Origin of the sequence: Ramlibacter rhizophilus, assembly GCF_004681965.1 — a bacterium.
Lineage (GTDB): Bacteria > Pseudomonadota > Gammaproteobacteria > Burkholderiales > Burkholderiaceae_C > Ramlibacter > Ramlibacter rhizophilus.
On sequence record NZ_SMLL01000006.1, the window covers coordinates 187,168 to 207,003 of the forward strand.

At 70.2% G+C, this 19,836-nt stretch carries 16 protein-coding genes and 1 pseudogene; 10 read left to right on the top strand and 7 right to left on the bottom strand.

The genetic code is table 11. From position 1 onward, the window contains the following. Positions 1 to 47: 47 nt before the first annotated feature. Positions 48 to 1,043 (bottom strand): type I glyceraldehyde-3-phosphate dehydrogenase, encoded by a 996-nt coding sequence (gene gap, locus EZ242_RS15840; protein WP_135286156.1) that lies wholly within the window; start codon positions 1,041 to 1,043, stop codon positions 48 to 50. Between the two features lie 34 nt (positions 1,044 to 1,077). Continuing rightward, positions 1,078 to 3,108 carry a transketolase gene (gene tkt / locus EZ242_RS15845; RefSeq protein ID WP_135286158.1) on the bottom strand — a complete coding sequence of 677 codons (2,031 nt, stop codon included), beginning with the start codon at positions 3,106 to 3,108 and terminating at the stop codon, positions 1,078 to 1,080. Positions 3,109 to 3,230: 122 nt separating this feature from the next. Here tkt and EZ242_RS15850 point away from each other — a divergent pair, with 122 nt between their 5' ends. The 7 genes from EZ242_RS15850 to EZ242_RS15880 all read left to right on the top strand — a co-directional run bounded on the left by EZ242_RS15850 (position 3,231) and on the right by EZ242_RS15880 (position 9,532). Continuing rightward, positions 3,231 to 3,599: an S-adenosylmethionine decarboxylase gene (locus EZ242_RS15850; RefSeq protein ID WP_135286159.1), complete on the top strand. Its 369-nt coding sequence runs from the start codon at positions 3,231 to 3,233 to the stop codon at positions 3,597 to 3,599. Positions 3,600 to 3,643: 44 nt separating this feature from the next. Then, positions 3,644 to 4,339, top strand: coding sequence for an N-acetylmuramate alpha-1-phosphate uridylyltransferase MurU (gene murU / locus EZ242_RS15855; RefSeq protein ID WP_135286378.1), 696 nt, complete (start codon positions 3,644 to 3,646; stop codon positions 4,337 to 4,339). Further along, on the top strand, positions 4,336 to 5,721 hold the full coding sequence (locus tag EZ242_RS15860) for an aminopeptidase P N-terminal domain-containing protein (protein ID WP_135286161.1): 1,386 nt from the start codon (positions 4,336 to 4,338) through the stop codon (positions 5,719 to 5,721). The genes murU and EZ242_RS15860 overlap by 4 nt, the downstream gene beginning before the upstream one ends. 108 nt (positions 5,722 to 5,829) lie before the next feature. Beyond that, the gene (locus tag EZ242_RS15865; protein WP_135286379.1) at positions 5,830 to 6,063 is read left to right on the top strand and encodes a DUF2061 domain-containing protein; all 234 of its coding nucleotides are present in this window, start codon (positions 5,830 to 5,832) and stop codon (positions 6,061 to 6,063) included. A gap of 99 nt (positions 6,064 to 6,162) precedes the next feature. Next, positions 6,163 to 8,475 (top strand): NADP-dependent malic enzyme, encoded by a 2,313-nt coding sequence (locus EZ242_RS15870; RefSeq protein ID WP_135286163.1) that lies wholly within the window; start codon positions 6,163 to 6,165, stop codon positions 8,473 to 8,475. Between the two features lie 186 nt (positions 8,476 to 8,661). Continuing rightward, entirely contained in the window at positions 8,662 to 9,054 is a 393-nt protein-coding gene (locus EZ242_RS15875; RefSeq protein ID WP_135286165.1) for a guanyl-specific ribonuclease, read from the top strand. Positions 9,055 to 9,103: 49 nt separating this feature from the next. Then, complete coding sequence (locus tag EZ242_RS15880) at positions 9,104 to 9,532, top strand: barstar family protein (RefSeq protein ID WP_135286166.1); 429 nt, start codon at positions 9,104 to 9,106, stop codon at positions 9,530 to 9,532. 275 nt (positions 9,533 to 9,807) lie between these two features. On the opposite strand, the gene rsmA is transcribed toward EZ242_RS15880, so the two are convergent. Genes rsmA through EZ242_RS15895 form a run of 3 tightly spaced genes read right to left on the bottom strand, consistent with a single transcriptional unit; the run spans position 9,808 to position 14,323 of the window. Then, positions 9,808 to 10,569, bottom strand: coding sequence for a 16S rRNA (adenine(1518)-N(6)/adenine(1519)-N(6))-dimethyltransferase RsmA (rsmA, locus tag EZ242_RS15885; RefSeq protein WP_135286167.1), 762 nt, complete (start codon positions 10,567 to 10,569; stop codon positions 9,808 to 9,810). 13 nt (positions 10,570 to 10,582) lie between these two features. Beyond that, a complete protein-coding gene (locus EZ242_RS15890) occupies positions 10,583 to 11,977 on the bottom strand; it encodes a peptidylprolyl isomerase (RefSeq protein ID WP_135286168.1) in 1,395 nt (464 codons plus the stop codon). A gap of 15 nt (positions 11,978 to 11,992) precedes the next feature. Then, complete coding sequence (locus EZ242_RS15895) at positions 11,993 to 14,323, bottom strand: LPS-assembly protein LptD (protein ID WP_205960670.1); 2,331 nt, start codon at positions 14,321 to 14,323, stop codon at positions 11,993 to 11,995. A 65-nt stretch (positions 14,324 to 14,388) separates the two neighbouring features. Between EZ242_RS15895 and EZ242_RS15900 the strand changes: the two genes are divergently transcribed. From EZ242_RS15900 to EZ242_RS15910, 3 genes are read left to right on the top strand one after another with little or no spacing between them, the layout of a single operon-like run. Next, positions 14,389 to 15,486 carry an aminoglycoside phosphotransferase family protein gene (locus tag EZ242_RS15900; protein WP_135286169.1) on the top strand — a complete coding sequence of 366 codons (1,098 nt, stop codon included), beginning with the start codon at positions 14,389 to 14,391 and terminating at the stop codon, positions 15,484 to 15,486. Continuing rightward, a complete protein-coding gene (locus EZ242_RS15905) occupies positions 15,473 to 16,231 on the top strand; it encodes a 16S rRNA (uracil(1498)-N(3))-methyltransferase (protein ID WP_420821256.1) in 759 nt (252 codons plus the stop codon). The genes EZ242_RS15900 and EZ242_RS15905 overlap by 14 nt, the downstream gene beginning before the upstream one ends. After that, positions 16,228 to 17,451, top strand: coding sequence for an MFS transporter (locus EZ242_RS15910; protein WP_240787119.1), 1,224 nt, complete (start codon positions 16,228 to 16,230; stop codon positions 17,449 to 17,451). The genes EZ242_RS15905 and EZ242_RS15910 overlap by 4 nt, the downstream gene beginning before the upstream one ends. On the opposite strand, the pseudogene EZ242_RS15915 reads toward EZ242_RS15910, so the two are convergent. Together EZ242_RS15915 and EZ242_RS15920 are read right to left on the bottom strand one after the other, a co-directional pair. After that, positions 17,387 to 18,232: pseudogene (locus tag EZ242_RS15915) on the bottom strand (lysophospholipase); the annotation flags it as partial. The gene EZ242_RS15910 and the pseudogene EZ242_RS15915 overlap by 65 nt on opposite strands. A gap of 25 nt (positions 18,233 to 18,257) precedes the next feature. Then, positions 18,258 to 19,739 (bottom strand): M20 family metallopeptidase, encoded by a 1,482-nt coding sequence (locus tag EZ242_RS15920; protein ID WP_135286171.1) that lies wholly within the window; start codon positions 19,737 to 19,739, stop codon positions 18,258 to 18,260. Positions 19,740 to 19,836 lie beyond the last annotated feature (97 nt).

Here is a 19,836-nt window from a genome sequence, read left to right on the forward strand (position 1 = left end):
CCGGCGGGCCGTGGCGCCGCCGGCGTGTCTCCTGGCCGACGCGACGTTCAGGCGACGACGCGGACCATCTCCAGCACCTTGTTGGAGTAGCCCCACTCGTTGTCGTACCAGCTCACCAGCTTGACGAAAGTGCCGTCCAGGGCGATGCCGGCGTCGGCGTCGAAGATGGAGGTGCGGGCGTCACCGCGGAAGTCGGTGGCGACCACCTTGTCCTCGGTGTAGCCCAGCACGCCCTTGAGCGCGCCTTCCGACTGGGCCTTCATCTCGGCGCAGATCTCCGCGTACGTGGCGGGCTTGTCCAGCTCGACGGTGAGGTCCACCACGGAGACGTCCGAAGTGGGCACGCGGAAGGCCATGCCGGTGAGCTTCTTGTTCAGCTCGGGGATGACCACGCCCACGGCCTTGGCCGCGCCGGTGCTGGAGGGGATGATGTTCTCCAGGATGCCGCGGCCGCCGCGCCAGTCCTTGTTGCTCGGGCCGTCCACGGTCTTCTGGGTGGCGGTGGCGGCGTGCACGGTGGTCATCAGGCCACGCTTGATGCCCCACTTGTCGTTCATCACCTTGGCCAGCGGCGCCAGGCAGTTGGTGGTGCAGGAGGCGTTGGAGATGATGGCCTCGCCCTTGTAGCTCTTGTCGTTGACGCCGAAGACGAACATGGGCGTGTCGTCCTTGGAGGGGGCGGACATAATCACCTTCTTGGCGCCGGCGGCCAGGTGCTTCTGCCCGCCTTCCTTGGTCAGGAAGATGCCGGTGCTCTCCACCACGATGTCCGCGCCGACCTCGTTCCACTTCAGCTCGGCCGGATCCTTGACGGCGGTCAGGCGGATGCGCTTGCCGTTGACCACCAGCGTGTTGCCGTCCACCGACACCTCGCCCTCGAAGCGGCCGTGCACGCTGTCGTAGCGCAGCATGTAGGCGAGGTAGTCGGGCTCGAGCAGGTCGTTGATGCCGACGACCTCGATGTCCTTGAAGTTCTGCACCGCGGCGCGAAACACCATGCGGCCGATGCGGCCGAAGCCGTTGATCCCGATCTTGATCGTCATGTGCTTGTCCCTTGCTGGTTGAAAACGAGAACCGTCATTGTCCGAGGACGGCGCGGACCGTGTCCGCCACGTTCTCGGGGGTGAATCCGAAGTGCCTGAACAGTACGTTGGCCGGCGCGGACTCGCCGTAGGTGTCGATCCCGACAACGGCCGAGCAACCGTACTTCCACCAGAAGTCGGTCACGCCGGCCTCCACCGCCACGCGCGGCAGGCCCGGGGGCAGCACCTGCTCCTTGTAGGCGCGCTCCTGGCGGTCGAAGGTGGTGGTGCTGGGCATGGAGACCACGCGCACGGCCAGGCCCTGCGCGGCAAGCTGCTCCTGCGCCTTGAGCGCGAGCTGCACCTCCGAGCCGGTGGCGATGAGCACCGCCTGCGGTGCGCGATCGAGACCGACCTCGGCGGCCTCGGCCAGCACGTAGGCGCCGCGGCGGATGTTCTCCAGGCCCGGCTTGGGTGCGTAGGGCAGGTTCTGCCGCGACAGCAGCAGCGCCGTGGGCCGCTGCGCGTTCTGCAGCGCCACGGCCCAGGCCACGGCGGTCTCGGCCGTGTCGCAGGGACGCCAGACGTCCAGGCCGGGGATGAGGCGCAGGCTGGCGGCGTGCTCGATGGACTGGTGCGTGGGGCCGTCCTCGCCCAGGCCGATGGAGTCGTGCGTGAACACGTGCACCACGCGCTGCTTCATGAGCGCGGCCATGCGGATGGCGTTGCGGCTGTAGTCGCTGAAGGTGAGGAAGGTGCCGGCGTAGGGGATGAATCCCCCGTGCAGGGCGATGCCGTTCATCACCGCGGCCATGCCGAACTCGCGCACGCCGTAGTTGATGTGGCGGCCGAGCGCGCCGCCGTCCGCACGCTGGACCTCGCCACCCGCCCCGAAACGAAGCGGCTGCGTGGCCTTGGTGTTGGTGAGGTTGGAGCCGGTCAGGTCGGCGCTGCCGCCCAGCATCTCCGGGAGCGCGGCGGTGAAGACCTCCAGGGCCTGCTGCGAGGCCTTGCGCGAAGCGACGGTCTCGGCCTTGGCCACGGCCGCCAGCGCGGCGTCCAGCGCCAGCTGCGCGAAGTTCTCGGGCAGCTCGCCGCGCATGCGGCGGGTGAATTCGGCGGCCAGCTCGGGATGGGCCTGCGCGTAGGCGGCGAAGCGGCGGTCCCACTCGGCCTGGCGCTTGCGGCCGGAATCGCGCGCGTTCCAGTCGGCATAGACCTCCTGGGGCACGGTGAAGGCCTCGTGCGGCCAGCCCAGGTTCTCGCGCGTGAGGCGGATCTCGTCGTGGCCCAGGGGCTCGCCGTGGCACTTGGCGGTGTTGGCCCGGTTGGGGCTGCCCTTGCCGATGTGCGTCTTGGCGACGATCAGGGAGGGCTTGTCGGCGCAGTCGCGGGCCTGGGCGATGGCCCGGTCCACTGCGTCCACGTCGTGGCCGTCGACGGGCCCGATGACGTTCCAGCCGTAGGCCTTGAAGCGCGCGGGCGTGTCGTCCACGAACCAGGGGGTGACCTGGCCGTCGATGGAGATGCCGTTGTCGTCATAGATGACGATGAGCTTGTTCAGCTTCCACACGGCGGCCAGCGCGCTGGCTTCGTGGCTGATGCCTTCCATGAGGCAGCCGTCGCCGGTGAAGACGTAGGTGTGGTGGTCGACGACCGTGTGGCCCTCGCGGTTGAATTCGGCCGCCAGCAGCTTTTCCGCCAGCGCCATGCCCACCGCGTTCGCCAGGCCCTGGCCGAGCGGGCCGGTGGTGGTCTCGACGCCGGGGGTGATGCCGACTTCGGGATGGCCCGGCGTCTTGCTGTGCAGCTGGCGGAAGTTCTTCAGCTCCTCGATCGGCAGCTCGTAGCCGGTCAGGTGCAGCAGCGAGTAGATCAGCATGGAGCCGTGGCCGTTGGACAGCACGAAGCGGTCGCGGTCGGACCAGTGCGGGTCCAGGGGGTTGTGCCGCAGGTGGCGGCCCCACAGGGCGACTGCGATGTCGGCCATGCCCATGGGCGCGCCCGGGTGTCCCGAGTTGGCGTGTTGAACGGCGTCCATGGACAGAGCGCGGATCGCGCTCGCCATCTGAAGGGGGTTGGCCATCGAGGGCAGCTCCGGGGGAAAAGGCGGGGAGGGGTGGGACTGGGGGAAACCCGGCATTTTAGCGGCCACCCCCCGAACCGGCTGAGAAGCCGCAGCGGGCGGCCATGGTCTAAAGTGCCGCGATGCGCGCGCTCCATCTCACCGCCGACCTGTACCGCTGTCGCTGCGCCGCGGGCTGGCTGTCCACCGCCGAGCCGCTGCGCTCGGCGCTGCGGCAGGTGGCCGAGGCGGGCGGCTTCGAAACCCATGGCGAGCTGTTCTGCACCGAGAGCGACGGCCCCGTCTCGGGCGTGCTCCTGATGCGCGGTGCGCGGCTGGACCTGCGCACCGCACCGGCCGCGCGCGGCGCGCTGCTGGACCTGCAGATCGCCCTGGACGGCGAGGACGAGCACTCGGCCGCGCAGGCCCGTGCGCTGATGGAAGCCCTGGTGGCGCGCTTCGCGCCGGAGTGGACCGAGCAGCGCTCGCTCGACCGGGGCGACGAGGCGTGAGCGGCGCCCCGATGACCAGCCCGCCGCAGCGGCCCGCAGGGGCCATGGTGCTGGCGGCGGGACGCGGCGAGCGCATGCGGCCGCTGACCGACCAGTGCCCCAAGCCGCTGCTCGAAGTGCGCGGCAAGCCGCTGATGCAGTGGCACCTGGAGGCCCTCTCGCGCGAGGGCATCGAGACGGTGGTGGTCAACACCGCCTGGCTGGGCGAGCAGGTGGAGGCCGCCTTCGGCGAGCGTGCGCAGTGGAGCGACGCCAGCCCCCAGCGGCTGCTCTATTCCCACGAAGGCCGCGACTTCGGCGGCGCCCTGGAGACAGCCGGCGGCATCGTGCGTGCCCTGCCACTGCTGGACGAGGTCTTCTGGGTGGTGGCGGGCGACGTCTTCATGCCGCAGTTTCCCTTCGCGCGCCAGGCCCGCGAACGCTTCATGGCGGGCGATGCGTCGGCGCACCTCTGGCTGGTGCCCAATCCGCCGCACAACCCGCGCGGCGACTTCGGCCTCGCGAGCGACGGCCGGGCCGTCAACGAGGCCGCCGAGCGCTACACCTTCTCCACCGTCGCCCTGTACCGCAAGGCCTTCTTCGCCGGCTTCGTCCCCGGCAACCCGCAGGGCCTTCGCGCCCCGCTCGCGCCGCTGCTGCGCGCCGCCATGGACAATGGCGCGGTCACGGCCGAACTCTGGACCGGGGGCTGGACCGATGTGGGCACCCCGGAGCGCCTGGCCCAACTCAACGCACCATGAACCACTCCGTCCACGCCGATCGACGCGCCCGCGTCGCCCGGGCCATCGGCCCCGGCGGCATCGCCATCGTCCCCACCGCCCCGGAACGCCCGCGCAACCGGGACAGCGACTTCCTCTACCGGCACGACAGCTACTTCTACTACCTCACCGGCTTCACCGAGCCGAACGCCTGGCTGGTGATCACCGGGGACGGCCGCAGCACGCTCTTTTGCGCCCCCAAGGACCTGGAACGCGAGATCTGGGACGGCTTTCGGCTCGGCCCCGAGGCCGCGCCCGGGGCACTGGGCGTGGACAGCGCGATGTCGGTCGCCGAACTCGACGCGCAGCTTCCGCGCCTGCTGGAAAACCGGGACGCGGTGTGGTTCCCCTTCGCGATCCACGCCGGCCTGGAGGCGCAGGTGGCGAGCTGGCTCGCCCGCGTGCGGGCCCGGGTGCGCTTCGGCGCGCTGTGCCCCGAGCAGCAGCGCGACCTGTGCGCCGTGCTGGACGAGATGCGCCTGGTCAAGGACGCGCTCGAACTGGACACCATGCGCCGGGCCGCCGCCATCAGCGCACGGGCCCATGTGCGCGCCATGCAGGCGAGCGCCCGCATGCTGCGCCAAGGCCACGACGTGCGCGAGTACCACCTGGACGCCGAGCTGCTGCACGAGTTCCGCGCCGGCGGCTCGCAGGCGCCTGCGTACAACTCCATCGTCGCCGCAGGACCCAACGCCTGCGTGCTGCACTACCGCGCCGACGCGGCGCCGGTGCGCGCGGGCGAGCTGGTGCTGATCGATGCCGGCTGCGAGCTGGACGGCTATGCCAGCGACATCACGCGCACCTTTCCAGCCGACGGCCGCTTCACCGGCCCGCAGCGCGCGCTCTACGAGCTGGTGCTGGCCTCCCAGGACGCGGCGGTGGAGTCCACCCGCCCAGGCGCCCGCTTCACCGACCCGCACGAAGCCACCGTGCGGGTGCTGTCGCAGGGCCTGCTCGACCTGGGCCTGCTGGACCGCGACAAGGTGGGCGGCCTGGAGGACGTGATCGCGCAGCGCGCCTACTTCCAGTTCTACATGCACCGCACCGGCCACTGGCTGGGCATGGACGTGCACGACTGCGGCAGCTACGTGGAGCCGGGCGAGGCCGGCGAGGTGAGCGAGCGCAAGGACCCGCTGTCCGGCGAAATCATCAAGAACCGCCCCAGCCGCATCCTGCGCCCGGGCATGGTGCTCACCATCGAGCCGGGCCTGTACGTGCGGCCGGCCGAGGGCGTTCCCGAGGCCTTCCACCACCTGGGCATCCGCATCGAGGACGACGCGGTCGTCACCGAGGGCGGCTGCGAGCTGATCACGCGCGGCGTGCCGGTGAAGGCGGACGAGATCGAGGCGCTGATGCGGGATTGAGGCACCAGGCCCCGGGGGGGGGCGGCTATCGATAGGTTAGCCAAATCCAAGTTCCCGACATCATTGCGAATGCCTATCATTCGTCGGGTCGATCCCCTGGAGTTCACCATGGCCCGCCTTGCCATCGCTCAGCTTCCCACCCTGAAGAAAACCGCCAGCTACTACCTCATGCACATCGTGGTCGCCATTACGGTGGCCTATGCCGTCACCGGCAACCTGATGGTGTCGCTGACCCTCAGCCTGATCGAGCCGACGGTCCAGGCGGTCGCCTTCTTCGTGCACGAGAAGGCGTGGAGCCGCCGCGAGCGCGCCCGCAGCGAGGCGCTTGCGGCTGCGGCCTGAGCGTAGGCCCGCAAGGGGGCAGGTCTACAATCCGCGCCACCCAGAACAGGCCCGGCTGCGCCCCCGACAGCGGCTCTCGGGCGAGGAGAGAAGTTCCCCATGTCCAGCACCCCCCCGGCCCCACCCGAAGACAAGCGCGCCCTGCTGCGCCAGGCTGCGCTCGAGTACCACGAGTTCCCCACGCCGGGCAAGGTATCGATCCAGGCCACCAAGCAGCTGATCAACCAGCACGACCTGGCGCTGGCCTACTCGCCGGGGGTGGCAGCGCCCTGCGAAGAGATCGTCAAGGACCCGGTCAACGCCTTCCGCTACACCAGCCGCGGCAACCTCGTGGCCGTGGTCACCAACGGCACCGCGGTGCTCGGTTTGGGCGATATCGGGCCGCTGGCGGCCAAGCCGGTGATGGAGGGCAAGGGCGTCCTGTTCAAGAAGTTCGCGGGCATCGATGTGTTCGACATCGAGATCAACGAGAAGCACGACCTGGACAAGCTGGTCGATGTCATCGCCGCGCTGGAGCCCACGTTCGGCGGCATCAACCTCGAGGACATCAAGGCGCCGGACTGCTTCTACGTGGAGCGCAAGTTGCGCGAGCGCATGAAGATCCCCGTCTTCCACGATGACCAGCACGGCACGGCCATCGTGGTGGGCGCGGCCATCCTCAACGGCCTGAAGGTCGTGGGCAAGAAAATCGAGGAGGTGAAGCTGGTCACCTCCGGCGCGGGCGCGGCGGCGCTGGCCTGCCTGCAGCTGCTGGTCAAGCTGGGGCTTCCGCGCCAGAACATCTTCGCCACCGACCTGGCCGGCGTGGTGTACGAAGGCCGCACCGAGCTCATGGACGAGGACAAGATCCAGTTCGCGCAGAAGACCTCGGCGCGCACGCTGGCCGACATCGTCGCGGGCGCGGACATCTTCCTGGGCCTGTCGGCGGGAGGCGTGCTCAAGCCGGCCATGGTCGAGAGCATGGCGCCCAACCCGCTGATCCTGGCTCTGGCCAATCCCAACCCGGAGATCGCCCCGGACGAGGCCAAGGCCGTGCGCCCGGATGCGATCCTCGCAACCGGTCGCACCGACTACCCGAACCAGGTCAACAACGTCCTGTGCTTCCCCTACATCTTCCGGGGCGCACTCGATTCCGGCGCGACCACCATCACGGACGAGATGGAGATCGCGGCGGTGCACGCCATCGCGGAGCTGGCGCAGGCCGAGCAGAGCGAGGTAGTGGCCGCGGCCTACGCCGGACAGCAGCTCGCCTTCGGGCCGGACTACCTCATCCCCAAGCCCTTCGATCCGCGGCTGATGATGAAGATCGCGCCGGCCGTGGCGCAGGCGGCGGTGGACAGCGGGGTGGCGCTGCGCCCCATCCAGGACATGGACGCCTACCGCGAGAAGCTGCAAAGCTTCGTCTATGCCTCGGGCACGACCATGAAGCCGATCATCGCGGCGGCCCGGCTCGCGCCGCGCAAGCGCGTGGCCTACTGCGAAGGCGAGGAAGAGCGCGTGCTGCGCGCCGCGCAGATCGTGGTGGACGAACGCATCGCCCGGCCGACGCTGATCGGGCGGCCGGCCATCATCGCGCAGCGCATCGATAAGTTCGGCCTGCGGCTTCGCAGCGACATCGACTACGACGTGGTCAACGTCGAGCACGACCTGCGCTACCGCGACTTCTGGCAGACCTACCACCGCATGGCCGAGCGCAAGGGTGTGACGGCCCAGATGGCCAAGATCGAGATGCGCCGCCGCCTGACCCTGATCGGCGCCATGCTGCTGCACAAGGGCGAAGTGGACGGGATGATCTGCGGCACCTGGGGCCTGACCTCGCTGCACCTGCACTACATCGACCAGGTGATCGGCCGCCGCGCCGGCTGCCAGACCTACGCCTGCATGAACGGCCTGGTGCTGCCCGGCCGCCAGGTGTTCCTGGTGGACACCCACGTCAACTACGACCCCACGGCCGAGCAACTGGCGGAAATCGCCGTCATGGCGGCCGAAGAGATGATGCGCTTCGGCATCCGGCCCAAGGCGGCCCTGCTGTCGCACTCCAGCTTCGGCAGCAGCAACCAGCCCAGTGCGGTGAAGATGCGGCAGGTGCTGGAGCTGCTGCGGGTGCAGGCGCCCTGGCTCGAAGTGGACGGGGAAATGCACGGCGACGTGGCCCTGGACGGCGCCGCGCGCATGAAACTCATGCCACGCAGCACGCTCGCCGGCGACGCCAACCTGCTGGTGCTGCCCAACATCGACGCGGCCAACATCTCCTACAACCTGCTCAAGACGGCGGCGGGCGGCAACATTGCCATCGGCCCGGTGCTGCTCGGGGCAGCTCAGCCGGTGCACATCCTCACGGCCAGCACCACGGTGAGGCGCATCGTCAATATGACAGCTTTGACAGTGGCCGACGCCAACGCCAGCCGATAAGGCCTCGGTCGAAAGCAGGCACTAACTAAGGCCGGTCGCAAGCCATGCACCAAAGGCCATACGGCCTGCGCAAAATTTGGGCACCAGCTTGCGTTTCGCGACCGGATCGTTCACACTCGCGCACCTGAACTTTCGGGTTTTCCCGGACGTTCTCCGAATTGAAGGTCACCTCAGAAGGCCCAGTCCATGCGCGTTGCCGCGACCAAGTTTGCGCTCACTAGCATCTTGTTTTCGGCAGTGGTCACCGGTCTGGCAGACGCCAGGACGCCGGTGGATCCAGCCCCGGCAGTTTCAGCCACGGTTTCCGTGGCCGAGCTGCCCAGGCAGGGGCGTGAGACCTTCGAGCTGATCCGCCAAGGCGGGCCGTTCCCCTACAGCAAGGACGGCACGGTCTTCTTCAATCGGGAGCGTCTGTTGCCGCCCAACAAGCGGGGCTACTACCGGGAATACACCGTGAAGACACCAGGTTCGCGCGACCGGGGAGCCCGGCGCATCGTGTGCGGAGGGCCGCCACGCGTACCGCATGCCTGCTACTACACCGCAGACCACTACGCCAGTTTTCGCAAGATTGTGGAGTGAACCCGAAATGAAGCGGGACTTGTTCTTGACCATGGAAAGACACGCGGAGATGAACAAATCTCTTCGCCCCGAGCTCAGCGAAACGCCTTTGAAGGGCGTGCGCAGCAACATCGTGCAGTCCATCCGCGCCTTCCGCGTGCAGGACCTGCAGGATGCCGCCAGCGCGCTGGGCCACCACTTCCTGTACGCCAACCTGGCACAGGCCCAGAGCAAGCAGGACGTGCTGGACCTGCTCGCGCAGCAGTTCATGCTGCCGGCGCACTTCGGCAAGAACTTCGATGCGCTGTACGACTGCATGACCGACCCCGTGCATAAATCGGGCCCGCAGCCCGGCTTCGTCGTCGTGCTGGAGCAGATCCCGGCGCACGCGAAGTTCGACAAGGAAGCGCGCGAGCAGCTGCTCGACATCTTCCGCGACACGGCCGACTACTGGGGAGACCGGAAGATCCCATTCCGGTGCTTCTATTCTTTTCTGTAGCCCGTTCTGCACACACCAGCCAAGCAGAACGGGCGAACGAGGCTCAAGGCGAGAACGCTGCGGCGCCCGCCCCCGTGACCGAGACCGGCGAGAAGATGCCCACGGACAAGCTCGTGGACGTGTCGCCCATGGCGCTGCGCATGAGCAGCCCCTTCAACGCCGGGTACTGGCTCACCGCCGCCTGAGGCGATCAGCACGCGGGCATCCGGGTCACCCCCGGATCCCACAAGAAAAAAGGCCGGCTTGTCCGGCCTTTTTGCATGGGGCGCCGGCGCTCAGGCCCCGGCGGCCGCGAGCGCGAGGTACTCCTCGACCGGCACTTCCTCGGCGCGCCGCTGCAGGTCGAACTCACCCGCGAACCCCCGCTGTTCCAGCCAGCGTCCCAAGGTGTGCCGCAGCAGCTTGCGCCGCTGGCTGAAGGCCACCTGCACCAGCTCGGACAGGCGAGCGGCGTCCACCGTGGCGGGCTCGGTGCGGGGCACCATGCGCACCACGGCGCTGTCCACCCGCGGCGGCGGATCGAAGGCCTCGGGCGGCACGAAGAGCACGTCCTCCATCTCGTAGCGCCACTGCAGCATCACCGACAGGCGACCGTAGGCGGCGGTGGACGGCGCGGCGACCATGCGGTCGATCACCTCCTTTTGCAGCATGAAGTGCTGGTCCTGCACCCGGTCCGCCCAGGGCAGCAGGTGGAACAGGATGGGCGAGGAGATGTTGTAGGGCAGGTTGCCCACCACGCGGATCGGCGCGCCCGCGCGCTCGGCCAGCGCACCGAAATCGACCTGGAGTACGTCGGCTTCGATGACCTCCAGCTGCGGGTGCCCCCGCAGGCGGGCGGCGAGGTCGCGGTCCAGCTCGATCACGGTGAGCTTGCCCACGCGTTCGACCAGCGGCTGCGTGAGCGCGGCCAGGCCGGGGCCGATCTCCACCATCGGCTGCCCCGGGCGCGGCGCGATGGCGCGGACGATGGCGTCCAGGATGGCGGGGTCGGCCAGGAAGTGCTGGCCGAAGCGCTTGCGCGCGACGTGGCGGCTCACGGCCTGGCGCGCTTCACTGCACCGGCTCGCGGATGTCCACGAAGGCGCGGCCGCGCACCTCCTTGGCCCAGCGCTGGTACTCCTCCTGCATCTTCTTCTCGCGCAGCAGGTTGCGCGCGATCTCGCGCTGCTCGCGTGCACTGAGGGTGTGCTGGCGCCGGTCCACGAGCTGGATCAGGTGAAGGCCGAAGCGCGATTCGACGGGTTCGGCGATCTGCCCGGGCGACAGGGCCGCGAGGGCATCCTCGAACTCCGGCACGAACATGCCCGGCCCGGCCCAGCCCAGGTCGCCGCCTTCGCGGGCGCTGGCATCCTGCGAGTGCGCCTGCGCCAGTTGCGCAAAGCTCGCCTGGCCGGACTCGACCTGCTTCTTGTAGCCCTCCAGGCGCTTGCGCGCCTCGGCCTCGGTCAGGCCGCCGCCGGGCCGCAGCAGGATGTGCCGCGCGCGGTGCTGCGTCACGGTGGCCCCGGGCAGCACGCCCTGGCGCTTCTCCAGCACCTTGATGACGTGGAAACCCGCGCCCGAGCGGACGACCTCGCTCAGCGCGCCGGGGGCGAGCTGGCGCGTCGCCTGCACGAACAGGGGCGGGTAGCGGTCGGCGGTGCGCAGACCCACCACGCCGCCGCTGCTCGCAGCACCGGGCGCGTCGGAGACCTCGCGGGCCAGGGCCGAGAAGTCCTCGCCGGCGCTGGCCCGGGCGCGGATGCGGTCGGCCTTCTGCCGCAGCTCCTGCACCAGGGACGGCGCCGCGTTCTCGGGGACGGCCACCAGGATGTGCGCGAGGTTCAGCTCGATGGCCGAGGGGTCCTGCGGGTTCTGCTGCTCGCGGATGAACTGCTCGACCTCGGGCTCGGTCACCTTGACCCGCGGCTCGATCTCGCGCTGGCGCAGGCGCGAGAGCAGCACCTGGTTGCGCAGGTCCTGCCGGAACGACTGCTGCGAGATGCCTTCGCTGGCCAGGCGGCGGCGCAACTCCTCGACGTCGATGCGGTTCTGCCGCGCGATGTTCTGCTCGGCGGTGTCGACCAGCGCGTCGTCCACGCGCAGGCCCAGTTCCTTGGCGATCTGGAGCTGCGCCCGTTCACCGATGAGCTGTTCCAGGACCTGGCCGCGCAGCTCGGCGCCGCTCGGCGGACGGCGCCCCATCAGCTCGAGCTCCTGCGCGACGCGCGCCTCGCGGGCGCGCAGTTCGTTGAAGGTGATGGGCTCGGAGTTGACGACGGCCACGATGTGGTCGGCCGGCCGCGGTTCGTTGCCGCGGGCGCGGGGCGCCTCGGTGGAGGGCGGCATGCCCGGCGTGCCCAGGCCGAGCTGAGCCGCGGCCGGCATCACGGGGCCGGCGGTGGCGGCCAGGGCAGCAAGGCTCAGCGCAAAGGCGCGGAGCCGGGGGGAATCGCCTGCGATCATGGCTGTTTCACTGAACTAGTCGTACCGGGTGAATCGGCTGGGGGTGGTGGTCTGCTGCTGCAGCAGCTGGTAGCGCGGGATATTGTCCCTGAGCACGCCAAGCGCATTGGAGCCCAGCCGTGCAAGGCCTCGGAACTCCACCTGGAACAGGATGCGCTTGTTGGCCCCGCTGCTGCCGGCCTGCAGGCGCTCCAGCACCACGCGCCCGGTCCAGCAGCAGCCGTCGTACTCCAGGCCGACGATGGAATCCACCAGGCGATTGTCCTTCAGGCTGTAGTTCAGCCGGCCGACGCTGTACCAACGCCCCTCGCCGCCCAGCAAATCCTGCAGCGGCCACTGCCATCCGATGTCGAACTGCTCGCTCAAGCCCCGCTGCGTGCGGTAGGCCGCGCTGACCACGCGGTAGGGGCCGGGGTGATAGCGCACGCCCGCAGTAGCCCGCTCGGAGCGATCGGTCTTGGGGTTGTACTGCACCGTCGTTTCGGTGGCCCAGGTCGGCGACCAGTTGATCGCGGCGCCCAGCAGGACGTCCGAGAAGCGGTCCACCACCGGCGCGCCGCCCGGCAGGGTGACCTGCTGGTTCTCGTAGCGCAGGCGCTGGGCATAGCCGAAGCGCGCCAGCTCGCCGCCCGTGGCCGGATCCTGCAGGCGGCTGATGAGCCCCAGCGTCAGCAGGTTGGTGTCGGCAATGCGGTCGTGCCCGACGAAGGCGTTCTCCGTGAAGATGGTTGCGAAGTTGAAGTCGTGCAGGCCCGAGTCGTAGTTGGGCAGGAAGTTCTGGGCCCGGAAGGGCGTGTAGGCATAGAAGGCGCGCGGCTCCAGCGTCTGCAGCACGGACATTCCCAGCAGCTGCACCTCGCGCTCGAACACCAGGCCGGCGTCTAGGCTGAAGGTGGGCACGGTGCGGTCCGCCGACAGGCGGCCGTTGGCCAGCGGCGCGTCGAACTCGTAGTGGGTGGCGTGGAACTGCGCGCGCGGCGTGAAGAACCAGCCCGGCGCCTGCCAGGGGCGCGAGATCTGCGCCATCACGTAGCTTCGCTGCGAGTTCGGCTGCAGGGTCAGGCGGCTGTCCGACTGGAATTGCGTGTGGTCCGCCTCGACATAGCCGCTCAAACCGAGTGGCAGGTAGGTGTTCTGCCAGCGGCCCTGCACCTGGGGCATGCGGTCGTAGGGCGGCACGATCGGCGCCGTGACGTCCTGCAGGGTCTGCCAGCGCAGCGCGCGCGCGAAGGCGGAGTAGTTGCCCAGGCCCCAGGCCAGCACGCCCTCGCTCGCGAGCAGGCGCTGGGTGAGCGAGACGATGGCCGGCGAGCGGGTGAAGTCGCGCCAGTAGTCATCGTCGCTCACGCGGTTGAGGTTCAGGCTGAGGCTCAGGCCCCCGCGCACCGCCTGCGGCAGGTACTGCGAGTGGCGCACGCTGTAGGCCCAGCGCTCTCGGTCGCGCAGGGCATCGTTGGGCATGAAGCTGGCGTCGAGCACGCCCTGGTAGCCCGGCTCCAGGTAGCGGAACTCGCCGCCCAGCTGCAGGCCGCGCCGGCTCAGGATCGTGGGTGAGAGCGTGGCGTCGCGGTTGGGTGCGATGTCCCAGTAGTAGGGCAGCGTCAGCTCCAGGCCGCTGCGGTTGTTCAGGGCCAGCGTGGGCGGCAGGAACCCCGACTTGCGCTTCTCGGTCAGCGGAAAACTGAGCACCGGCACCGGCAGCACCGGCACGCCGAAAAAGCGCAGCGTGGCACCCACCGCCAGCCCCGTCTCTTCCTCGTTGTCGATGTACAGCCGGTCCGCCGTGAGCAGCCATTCGGGCAGCCAGCCCTCGCCCGGCTCGGGCGTGCAGGTGGTGTAGGTGGCGTTGCGGATCACGGCCCGCTTGTCGTCGAGGAACTCGATCAGGTCCGCGCGGCCGTAGGCGTCGTTGGCAATGAAGCGGTAGCTCGGGTCGGTGAAGAAGCCTTCGAAGGCCTCCACGTTCATCTCCAGCCGGGGCCCCGTGAAGATGTCGCCGGCGCGGTTGATGCGCACGTTGCCGCGCGCGCGGGCGAGGTCCTGGGGCTGGTCGTATTCGATGCGGTCGGCGCGGATGACGGTGTCGCCGCGGCGCAGCATGGCATCGCCCTCGATGACCGTTTCCAGCTCGGGGCGGCCGCTGATGCTCTGGCCTTCCACGAAGGTGGGCAGCTGCGGGCGCAGCTCGCTCGGCACGGTCTCGGCCAGCGCGGGGCTGGGCCGCAGCGCGGGCGGCGGCAAGTCCTCCTGCGCCTGGGCCATGCCGGCCGCGGCCAGCCCGGCCAGGAACCAGGCCAGTGGCCTGGCGGGACGAGGGGCAGTTCGGCTCCTGGAGCGGCGATGCATCGAGGGGAAGGGGGGTGCCCGCGGCGGGCGGGGCGGGTCGGTTGCGTTTGTAGAATCGATTATCCATGAGCGATCACGCGCCCCCCGCCGACCCGAGTCCGCCCTCGCCACCGCTGACCTGGTCCGATCCCCGGCGCCAGGCCGCCTTCCAGGCCTGGTTCGACGATCTCCAGAACACCCAAGCGCTGCGCCCGTCCAGCCTGCGACTGGCCTCCGCCGACGCGAGCTTCCGCCGCTACCTGCGCGTGGACACGCAGGACGGCGGCAGCCTAATCATCATGGACGCGCCGCCCGAGCGGGAAGACTGCCGGCCCTTCGTGCACGTGGCGCGTCTCATGGCCGACGCCGGTCTGCTCGTGCCCCGCGTGCTCGCCTGGGACGAGGCCCAGGGCTTCATGCTGCTGGACGACCTGGGCCGCCAGACCATGATGGAGGTGCTGGAGCGCGAGCATGCGCCTGCGAACCAGCCGCTGTACCTGGGCGCGGTCGATGCGCTCATCGCCTGGCAGCTCGCCTCCAGGCCCGGCGTGCTGCCGCCTTACGACGCGGCCCTCCTCGAGCGCGAACTCCAGCTCTTTCCCGACTGGTACCTGGGCAAGCACCGGGGCGTGGCGGTGGAGGGCCGGATGCGCGAGACGCTGTCGCAGCAGTTCGGCCTCATCGTGCAGCGCAATCTCGCCGCCCCGGCCGTGTACGTGCACCGCGACTTCATGCCGCGCAACCTCATGATCCCCCTGGACGCGCAGGAGCCGCGCCTGGGCGTGCTGGACTTCCAGGATGCGGTGCACGGCCCCATCACCTACGACATCGCCAGCCTGATGCGCGACGCCTTCCTGAGCTGGGACGAGGAGTTCGTGCTGGACATCACCATCCGCTACTGGGAGAAGGCGCTCAAGGCCGGCCTGCCGGTGGACCGCGACTTCGGTGAGTTCTGGCGCGCCGTGGAATGGATGGGCCTGCAGCGCCACCTGAAGGTGGCCGGCATCTTCGCCCGCCTGACCCTGCGCGACGGCAAGCCGCGCTACCTGGCCGATGCGCCGCGCTTCATCGGCTACATCCGCGCCACCGCCGCGCGCTACCGCGAGCTCGCGCCCCTGCTGGCCCTGGTGGACGAGGTCGAGGGCACGCAGGCCGCCACCGGCTACGCCTTTGGCCGCGTCTGACCCGCGCCTGTTCACCCCCGGCCCGCTGGAGTCGGGCCGCTCGCTCGCATTGGGCGACGGCGCCGCGCGCCATGTGCAGGTGCTGCGCCTGCAGCCCGGCGACGGGCTCGTGCTGTTCGACGGCCGGGGCGGCGAATGGGACGCCACCGTCGAGCGCATGGGCCGCAGCGAGGTGCAGGTGCGCGTGGGTGCGCACCGGGCCACGGAGCGCGAAGCGCTCCGCGCCGTGCACCTGGCCCTGGGTGTGCCGGCCAACGAGCGCATGGACTGGCTGGTGGAAAAGGCCGCCGAACTGGGCGCGGCCAGCCTGACCCCGCTGACCGCCCAGCGCAGCGTGCTGCGCCTGTCCGGCGAGCGGGCCGAACGCCGACAGGCGCACTGGCAGGCGATCGCCACGGCGGCCTGCGAACAGTGCGGCCGCAACCGCGTGCCCGCCGTAGAGCCCCTGCAGTCGCTGGGCGCCTGGTGCGCAGCCCTGCCGGCGGGCGGCGGGCGGCGCCTGCTGCTCTCGCTGGACGCCGATGCCCGGCCCATCGGACACTTCACCGCCGACGAGGGCCCGGTGCTGCTGCTCTCGGGCCCGGAAGGCGGGCTCGCCCCGGCGGAGATCGAGGCCGCGCAGGCGCAGGGCTTCGAAGCGGTTTCGCTCGGTGCGCGCACGCTGCGCGCCGAGACGGCACCCCTGGCCGCCCTGGCCGTCCTGACGCTCGCGGGCGCCACGCGATCCGACACGAGGTGCGCATGAACCGGAACCTGTGGCTGCTCTCGGCCTGCCAGGGCCTTTTCCTCACGAACAACGTCACCTTCATCGCCATCAATGGCCTGGTCGGCCTGGCGCTGGCGCCCTACGGGTGGATGGCGACGCTGCCCGTGATGGGCTACGTGGTGGGCGGTGCCTTGTCCACGTCGCTCGTGGCGCGCTCGCAGCAGCGGCTCGGCCGCCAGCGCGCCTTCCAGCTCGGCTTGCTGGTGGCGCTGCTCTCGGCCCTGCTGTGCGCCTGGGCGGCGGTGTCTCGCGACTTCTGGCTGCTGTGCGCGGCCACCGTGGTCGCGGGCTACTACAACGCCAACGCCGGCCTGTATCGCTTCGCCGCGGCCGAACTCACGGGGCCCGCCGCACGCGAAAAAGCCGTGTCCCTGGTGATGGCCGGCGGGCTCATCGGCGCCGTGCTGGGCCCCAACCTGGCGGCGCGCTCGCGCGACCTGTTCAGCGTGCCTTTCGCCGGTGCCTACCTGGCGCTGGCCGTGGTGGCCGCGCTCGCCATGGTGCTGATGCACTTCGTCCGATTCCCGCCGGTGCCGCCGCGCACGGCGGCGCAGGGCGGCCGGCCGCTGTCGGCCATCCTGCGCCAACCCATCTTCATCGTGGCCGCGGCCACCGGCGCCCTGAGCTTCGGCGTGATGAACCTGCTGATGGCGGCCACGCCCCTGGCCATGCAGCAATGCGGGCTGCCTTTTTCGGATGCGGCCTTCGTGCTGGAGTGGCACGTGATCGGCATGTTCGCGCCGGGCTTCTTCACCGGCCACCTGATCCGCCGCTTCGGCGCACCCAGGGTGATGGGCACCGGCGTGGCGCTGATGGCCGGCTGCATCGCCATCGCGCTGGCCGGCGTGCAGCTGCACAACTTCCTGGTGGCGCTGTTCCTGCTCGGCGTGGGCTGGAATTTCCTCTTCACCGGCAGCACCACCCTGTCGCTGTCGGCCTATGCCCCGGAGGAGAAGGACCGCGCCCAGGGCGCGCTCAACTTCTTCGTCTTCGCCACGCTGGCGCTCAGCTCGCTGGCCTCGGGCGTGCTGGTCACCACCCAGGGCTGGAGCCTGCTCAACTGGGGATCGGTGCTGCCGGTGGCGGCATGCGCTGCGGCACTGGGCTGGCTGGTGCTGCGCCGCGGGGTGGCGGTGGAAACGTCTCCTCCAGCCAGCGCTGCAGGGCCGCATACACCGGCTCGGCCTCCATCTCGTTGAAGACCTCGTGGAACAGCCCCCGGAAGGCGCAGGCGCGCACCACGCCGGGCGGCGTGCGTTCGGCGAAGCGCCGGCTGCCGCGCGGGTCCACCACGCAGTCGCTGCCGCCCCAGACCAGCAGCGTCGGCAGCTTCCAGCGCCCGGCCTGCGCCAGCACGCGCGTGCCGGCCTCGGCCATGAAGCGGGCGAGCCGGCCGGAGACGCGGTCGTGCACCAGCGGGTCGCTGCGATAGGCGTCCACCACGTCCGGGTCGTGCGACAGCGCTTCGGGGGCGATGCCATTGCCCACCGCGAGGTCCGGCGCGAGGCGCGGAACGATGCGGAGCATGAATCGCTGCACCGGGCCCAGCCGCAGCATGAACGCCGGCGACGACAGCACCACGCCATCGACCGGCATGTCGCGCAGCAGCAGCAGGCGCGTCACCACCAGCGCACCCATGCTGTGTCCCAGCACGATGAGCGGCTCGCCGGGCGCAAGGCGCCGGCGCGTGGCCTCGATCAGGTCCTGCAGGTCCTGCAGGAGGCGGCGGATGCTGGGAATGCGGCCGCGTCGTCCGCTCGATTCCCCGTGGCCGCACTGGTCGTAGCCGTGGACCTCGAAGCCCCAGGCCACCAGGCGCTGCGCCAGGCGCTCGTGCCGACCCGCATGTTCGCCCAGGCCATGCACCAGCAGCACGGCGCCGCGACGCACCGCGCCGGCGGGAAGGCGCCAGTGCTGGACGGCGATGTTCTCGCCGTCGCCGGCCGTGAAGGTGGACAGGGTCGAATCGCTGCGAGGCATGCCGGGGCGCGTCGTGCACAGCTTCTCAGGGCATGCGCGCGATCACCTCGGCCACCGCCGCCGTGAGGCGCTTCGCATACGGCACGTGCAGGAACTCGTTGGGGCCGTGCGCATTGCTGCGCGGGCCGAGCACGCCGCACACCATCATCTGCGCCGAAGGGAAGCCGGCGCTGAGCATGTTCATCAGCGGGATGGTGCCGCCCTGGCCGATGTAGCCGCAGGACGCGCCGAAGTGGGCGCGCGAGGCCGCGTGCAGCGCCTGCTCGAACCAGGGCGTCGAGGCCGGTGCGTTCCAGCCGGTGGCCGCGCCCGAGGGCTCGAAGGTGACGCGCGCCTGGTAGGGCGCGTTGTCCTCGAGCAAGGCCTTGAGCTCCTGCACCGCGCTGGCCGCATCGACCAGCGGCGGCAGGCGCAGCGACAGCTTGAAAGCGGTGTAGGGCCGCAGCACGTTGCCCGCGTCGCGCAGCGACGGAAAGCCCTCGGCGCCCGTGACCGACAGGGTCGGCGTCCAGGTGCGGTTGATGAGCGCCTGCACCGGGTCGGTGGTGGTGGGCAGGGCGAAGGCGGTCGATCCGCCGCAGTCGTAGTGGGCCCAGGGGAAGCGCTTGTACACCTCCTCGCCCAGGATGGCCGCGGTCGCCTGGGCCTGCGCGAGGCGCTCTGCCGGCACGTCGCAGTGGAAGCTCGCGGGCAGCAGGCGGCCGCTGCGGCTGTCCTCGAGGCGGTCCAGCACCTGGCGCATGATCCGAAAGCTGGAGGGCACGAGGCCCGAGGCATCGCCCGAGTGCACGCCCTCCGTCAGCACCTCCACCTTCAGCGTACCGGTGGCCATGCCGCGCAGCGAGGTGGTGAGCCAGAGCTGGTCGTAGTTGCCGGCGCCCGAGTCCAGGCAGATCACCAGGCCCACCTCGCCCAGGCGTGGGCGCAGCGCTTCGACGTAGGGCAGCAGGTCGTGCGAGCCGGACTCCTCGCAGGTCTCGATGAGGCCCACGATGCGCGGATGCGGCAGCTGCTGCGCCTTGAGCGCCTGCACCGCGGCGATGCTGGCATAGACGGCGTAGCCGTCGTCGGCGCCGCCGCGGCCGAAGAGCTTGCCGTCCTCGTACTTGGGCGTCCAGGGCCCGAGGTCGGCGCGCCAGCCGGTGAACTCGGGCTGCTTGTCCAGGTGGCCGTACATCAGCACGGTCTGGCCGGACGAGCCGGCCTCCGCCCGCGTGGCCGCGATCTCGAAGAACAGCACCGGCGTGCGCCCGGGCAGTCGAACCAGCTCCAGGGACAGCCCGGGCACCTTCTGCGCCTCCACCCAGGCGGCGGCGTTGCGGACCACCGTGTCGATGTGGCCGTGGGCCGCCCACTCGGGGTCGAAGCCGGGGGACTTGGCCGGGATGGCGATGTAGTCGGACAGCTGCCGGACGATGTCGCCGTCCCACTGGCGGCTGATCTGGTCCAGGGCGGCCGCCGCGTCCAGTGCGGCGGCGGGCATTTCGCGGTGCAGGGGTGCGTTCATGGCGGAAGGAAGTGAATCAGCCGCACTGTAAGCGCAGGCGTGCGACCCCGCCAATCGCGCGGACCCGGTAAACCGTTCGGGTTAGGCGCAGGCCGAC

Coding starts and splice junctions, on each gene's coding strand:
- EZ242_RS15850 (WP_135286159.1), top strand. CDS start 3,231: ATGCGCGCGCTCCATCTCACCGCCGACCTGTACCGCTGTCGCTGCGCC.
- EZ242_RS15875 (WP_135286165.1), top strand. CDS start 8,662: ATGCGCGTTGCCGCGACCAAGTTTGCGCTCACTAGCATCTTGTTTTCG.
- EZ242_RS15865 (WP_135286379.1), top strand. CDS start 5,830: ATGGCCCGCCTTGCCATCGCTCAGCTTCCCACCCTGAAGAAAACCGCC.
- EZ242_RS15920 (WP_135286171.1), bottom strand. CDS start 19,739: ATGAACGCACCCCTGCACCGCGAAATGCCCGCCGCCGCACTGGACGCG.
- EZ242_RS15895 (WP_205960670.1), bottom strand. CDS start 14,323: ATGCATCGCCGCTCCAGGAGCCGAACTGCCCCTCGTCCCGCCAGGCCA.
- gap (WP_135286156.1), bottom strand. CDS start 1,043: ATGACGATCAAGATCGGGATCAACGGCTTCGGCCGCATCGGCCGCATG.
- EZ242_RS15880 (WP_135286166.1), top strand. CDS start 9,104: ATGAACAAATCTCTTCGCCCCGAGCTCAGCGAAACGCCTTTGAAGGGC.
- murU (WP_135286378.1), top strand. CDS start 3,644: ATGGTGCTGGCGGCGGGACGCGGCGAGCGCATGCGGCCGCTGACCGAC.
- EZ242_RS15870 (WP_135286163.1), top strand. CDS start 6,163: ATGTCCAGCACCCCCCCGGCCCCACCCGAAGACAAGCGCGCCCTGCTG.
- EZ242_RS15860 (WP_135286161.1), top strand. CDS start 4,336: ATGAACCACTCCGTCCACGCCGATCGACGCGCCCGCGTCGCCCGGGCC.
- EZ242_RS15890 (WP_135286168.1), bottom strand. CDS start 11,977: ATGATCGCAGGCGATTCCCCCCGGCTCCGCGCCTTTGCGCTGAGCCTT.
- EZ242_RS15900 (WP_135286169.1), top strand. CDS start 14,389: ATGAGCGATCACGCGCCCCCCGCCGACCCGAGTCCGCCCTCGCCACCG.
- tkt (WP_135286158.1), bottom strand. CDS start 3,108: ATGGCCAACCCCCTTCAGATGGCGAGCGCGATCCGCGCTCTGTCCATG.
- EZ242_RS15910 (WP_240787119.1), top strand. CDS start 16,228: ATGAACCGGAACCTGTGGCTGCTCTCGGCCTGCCAGGGCCTTTTCCTC.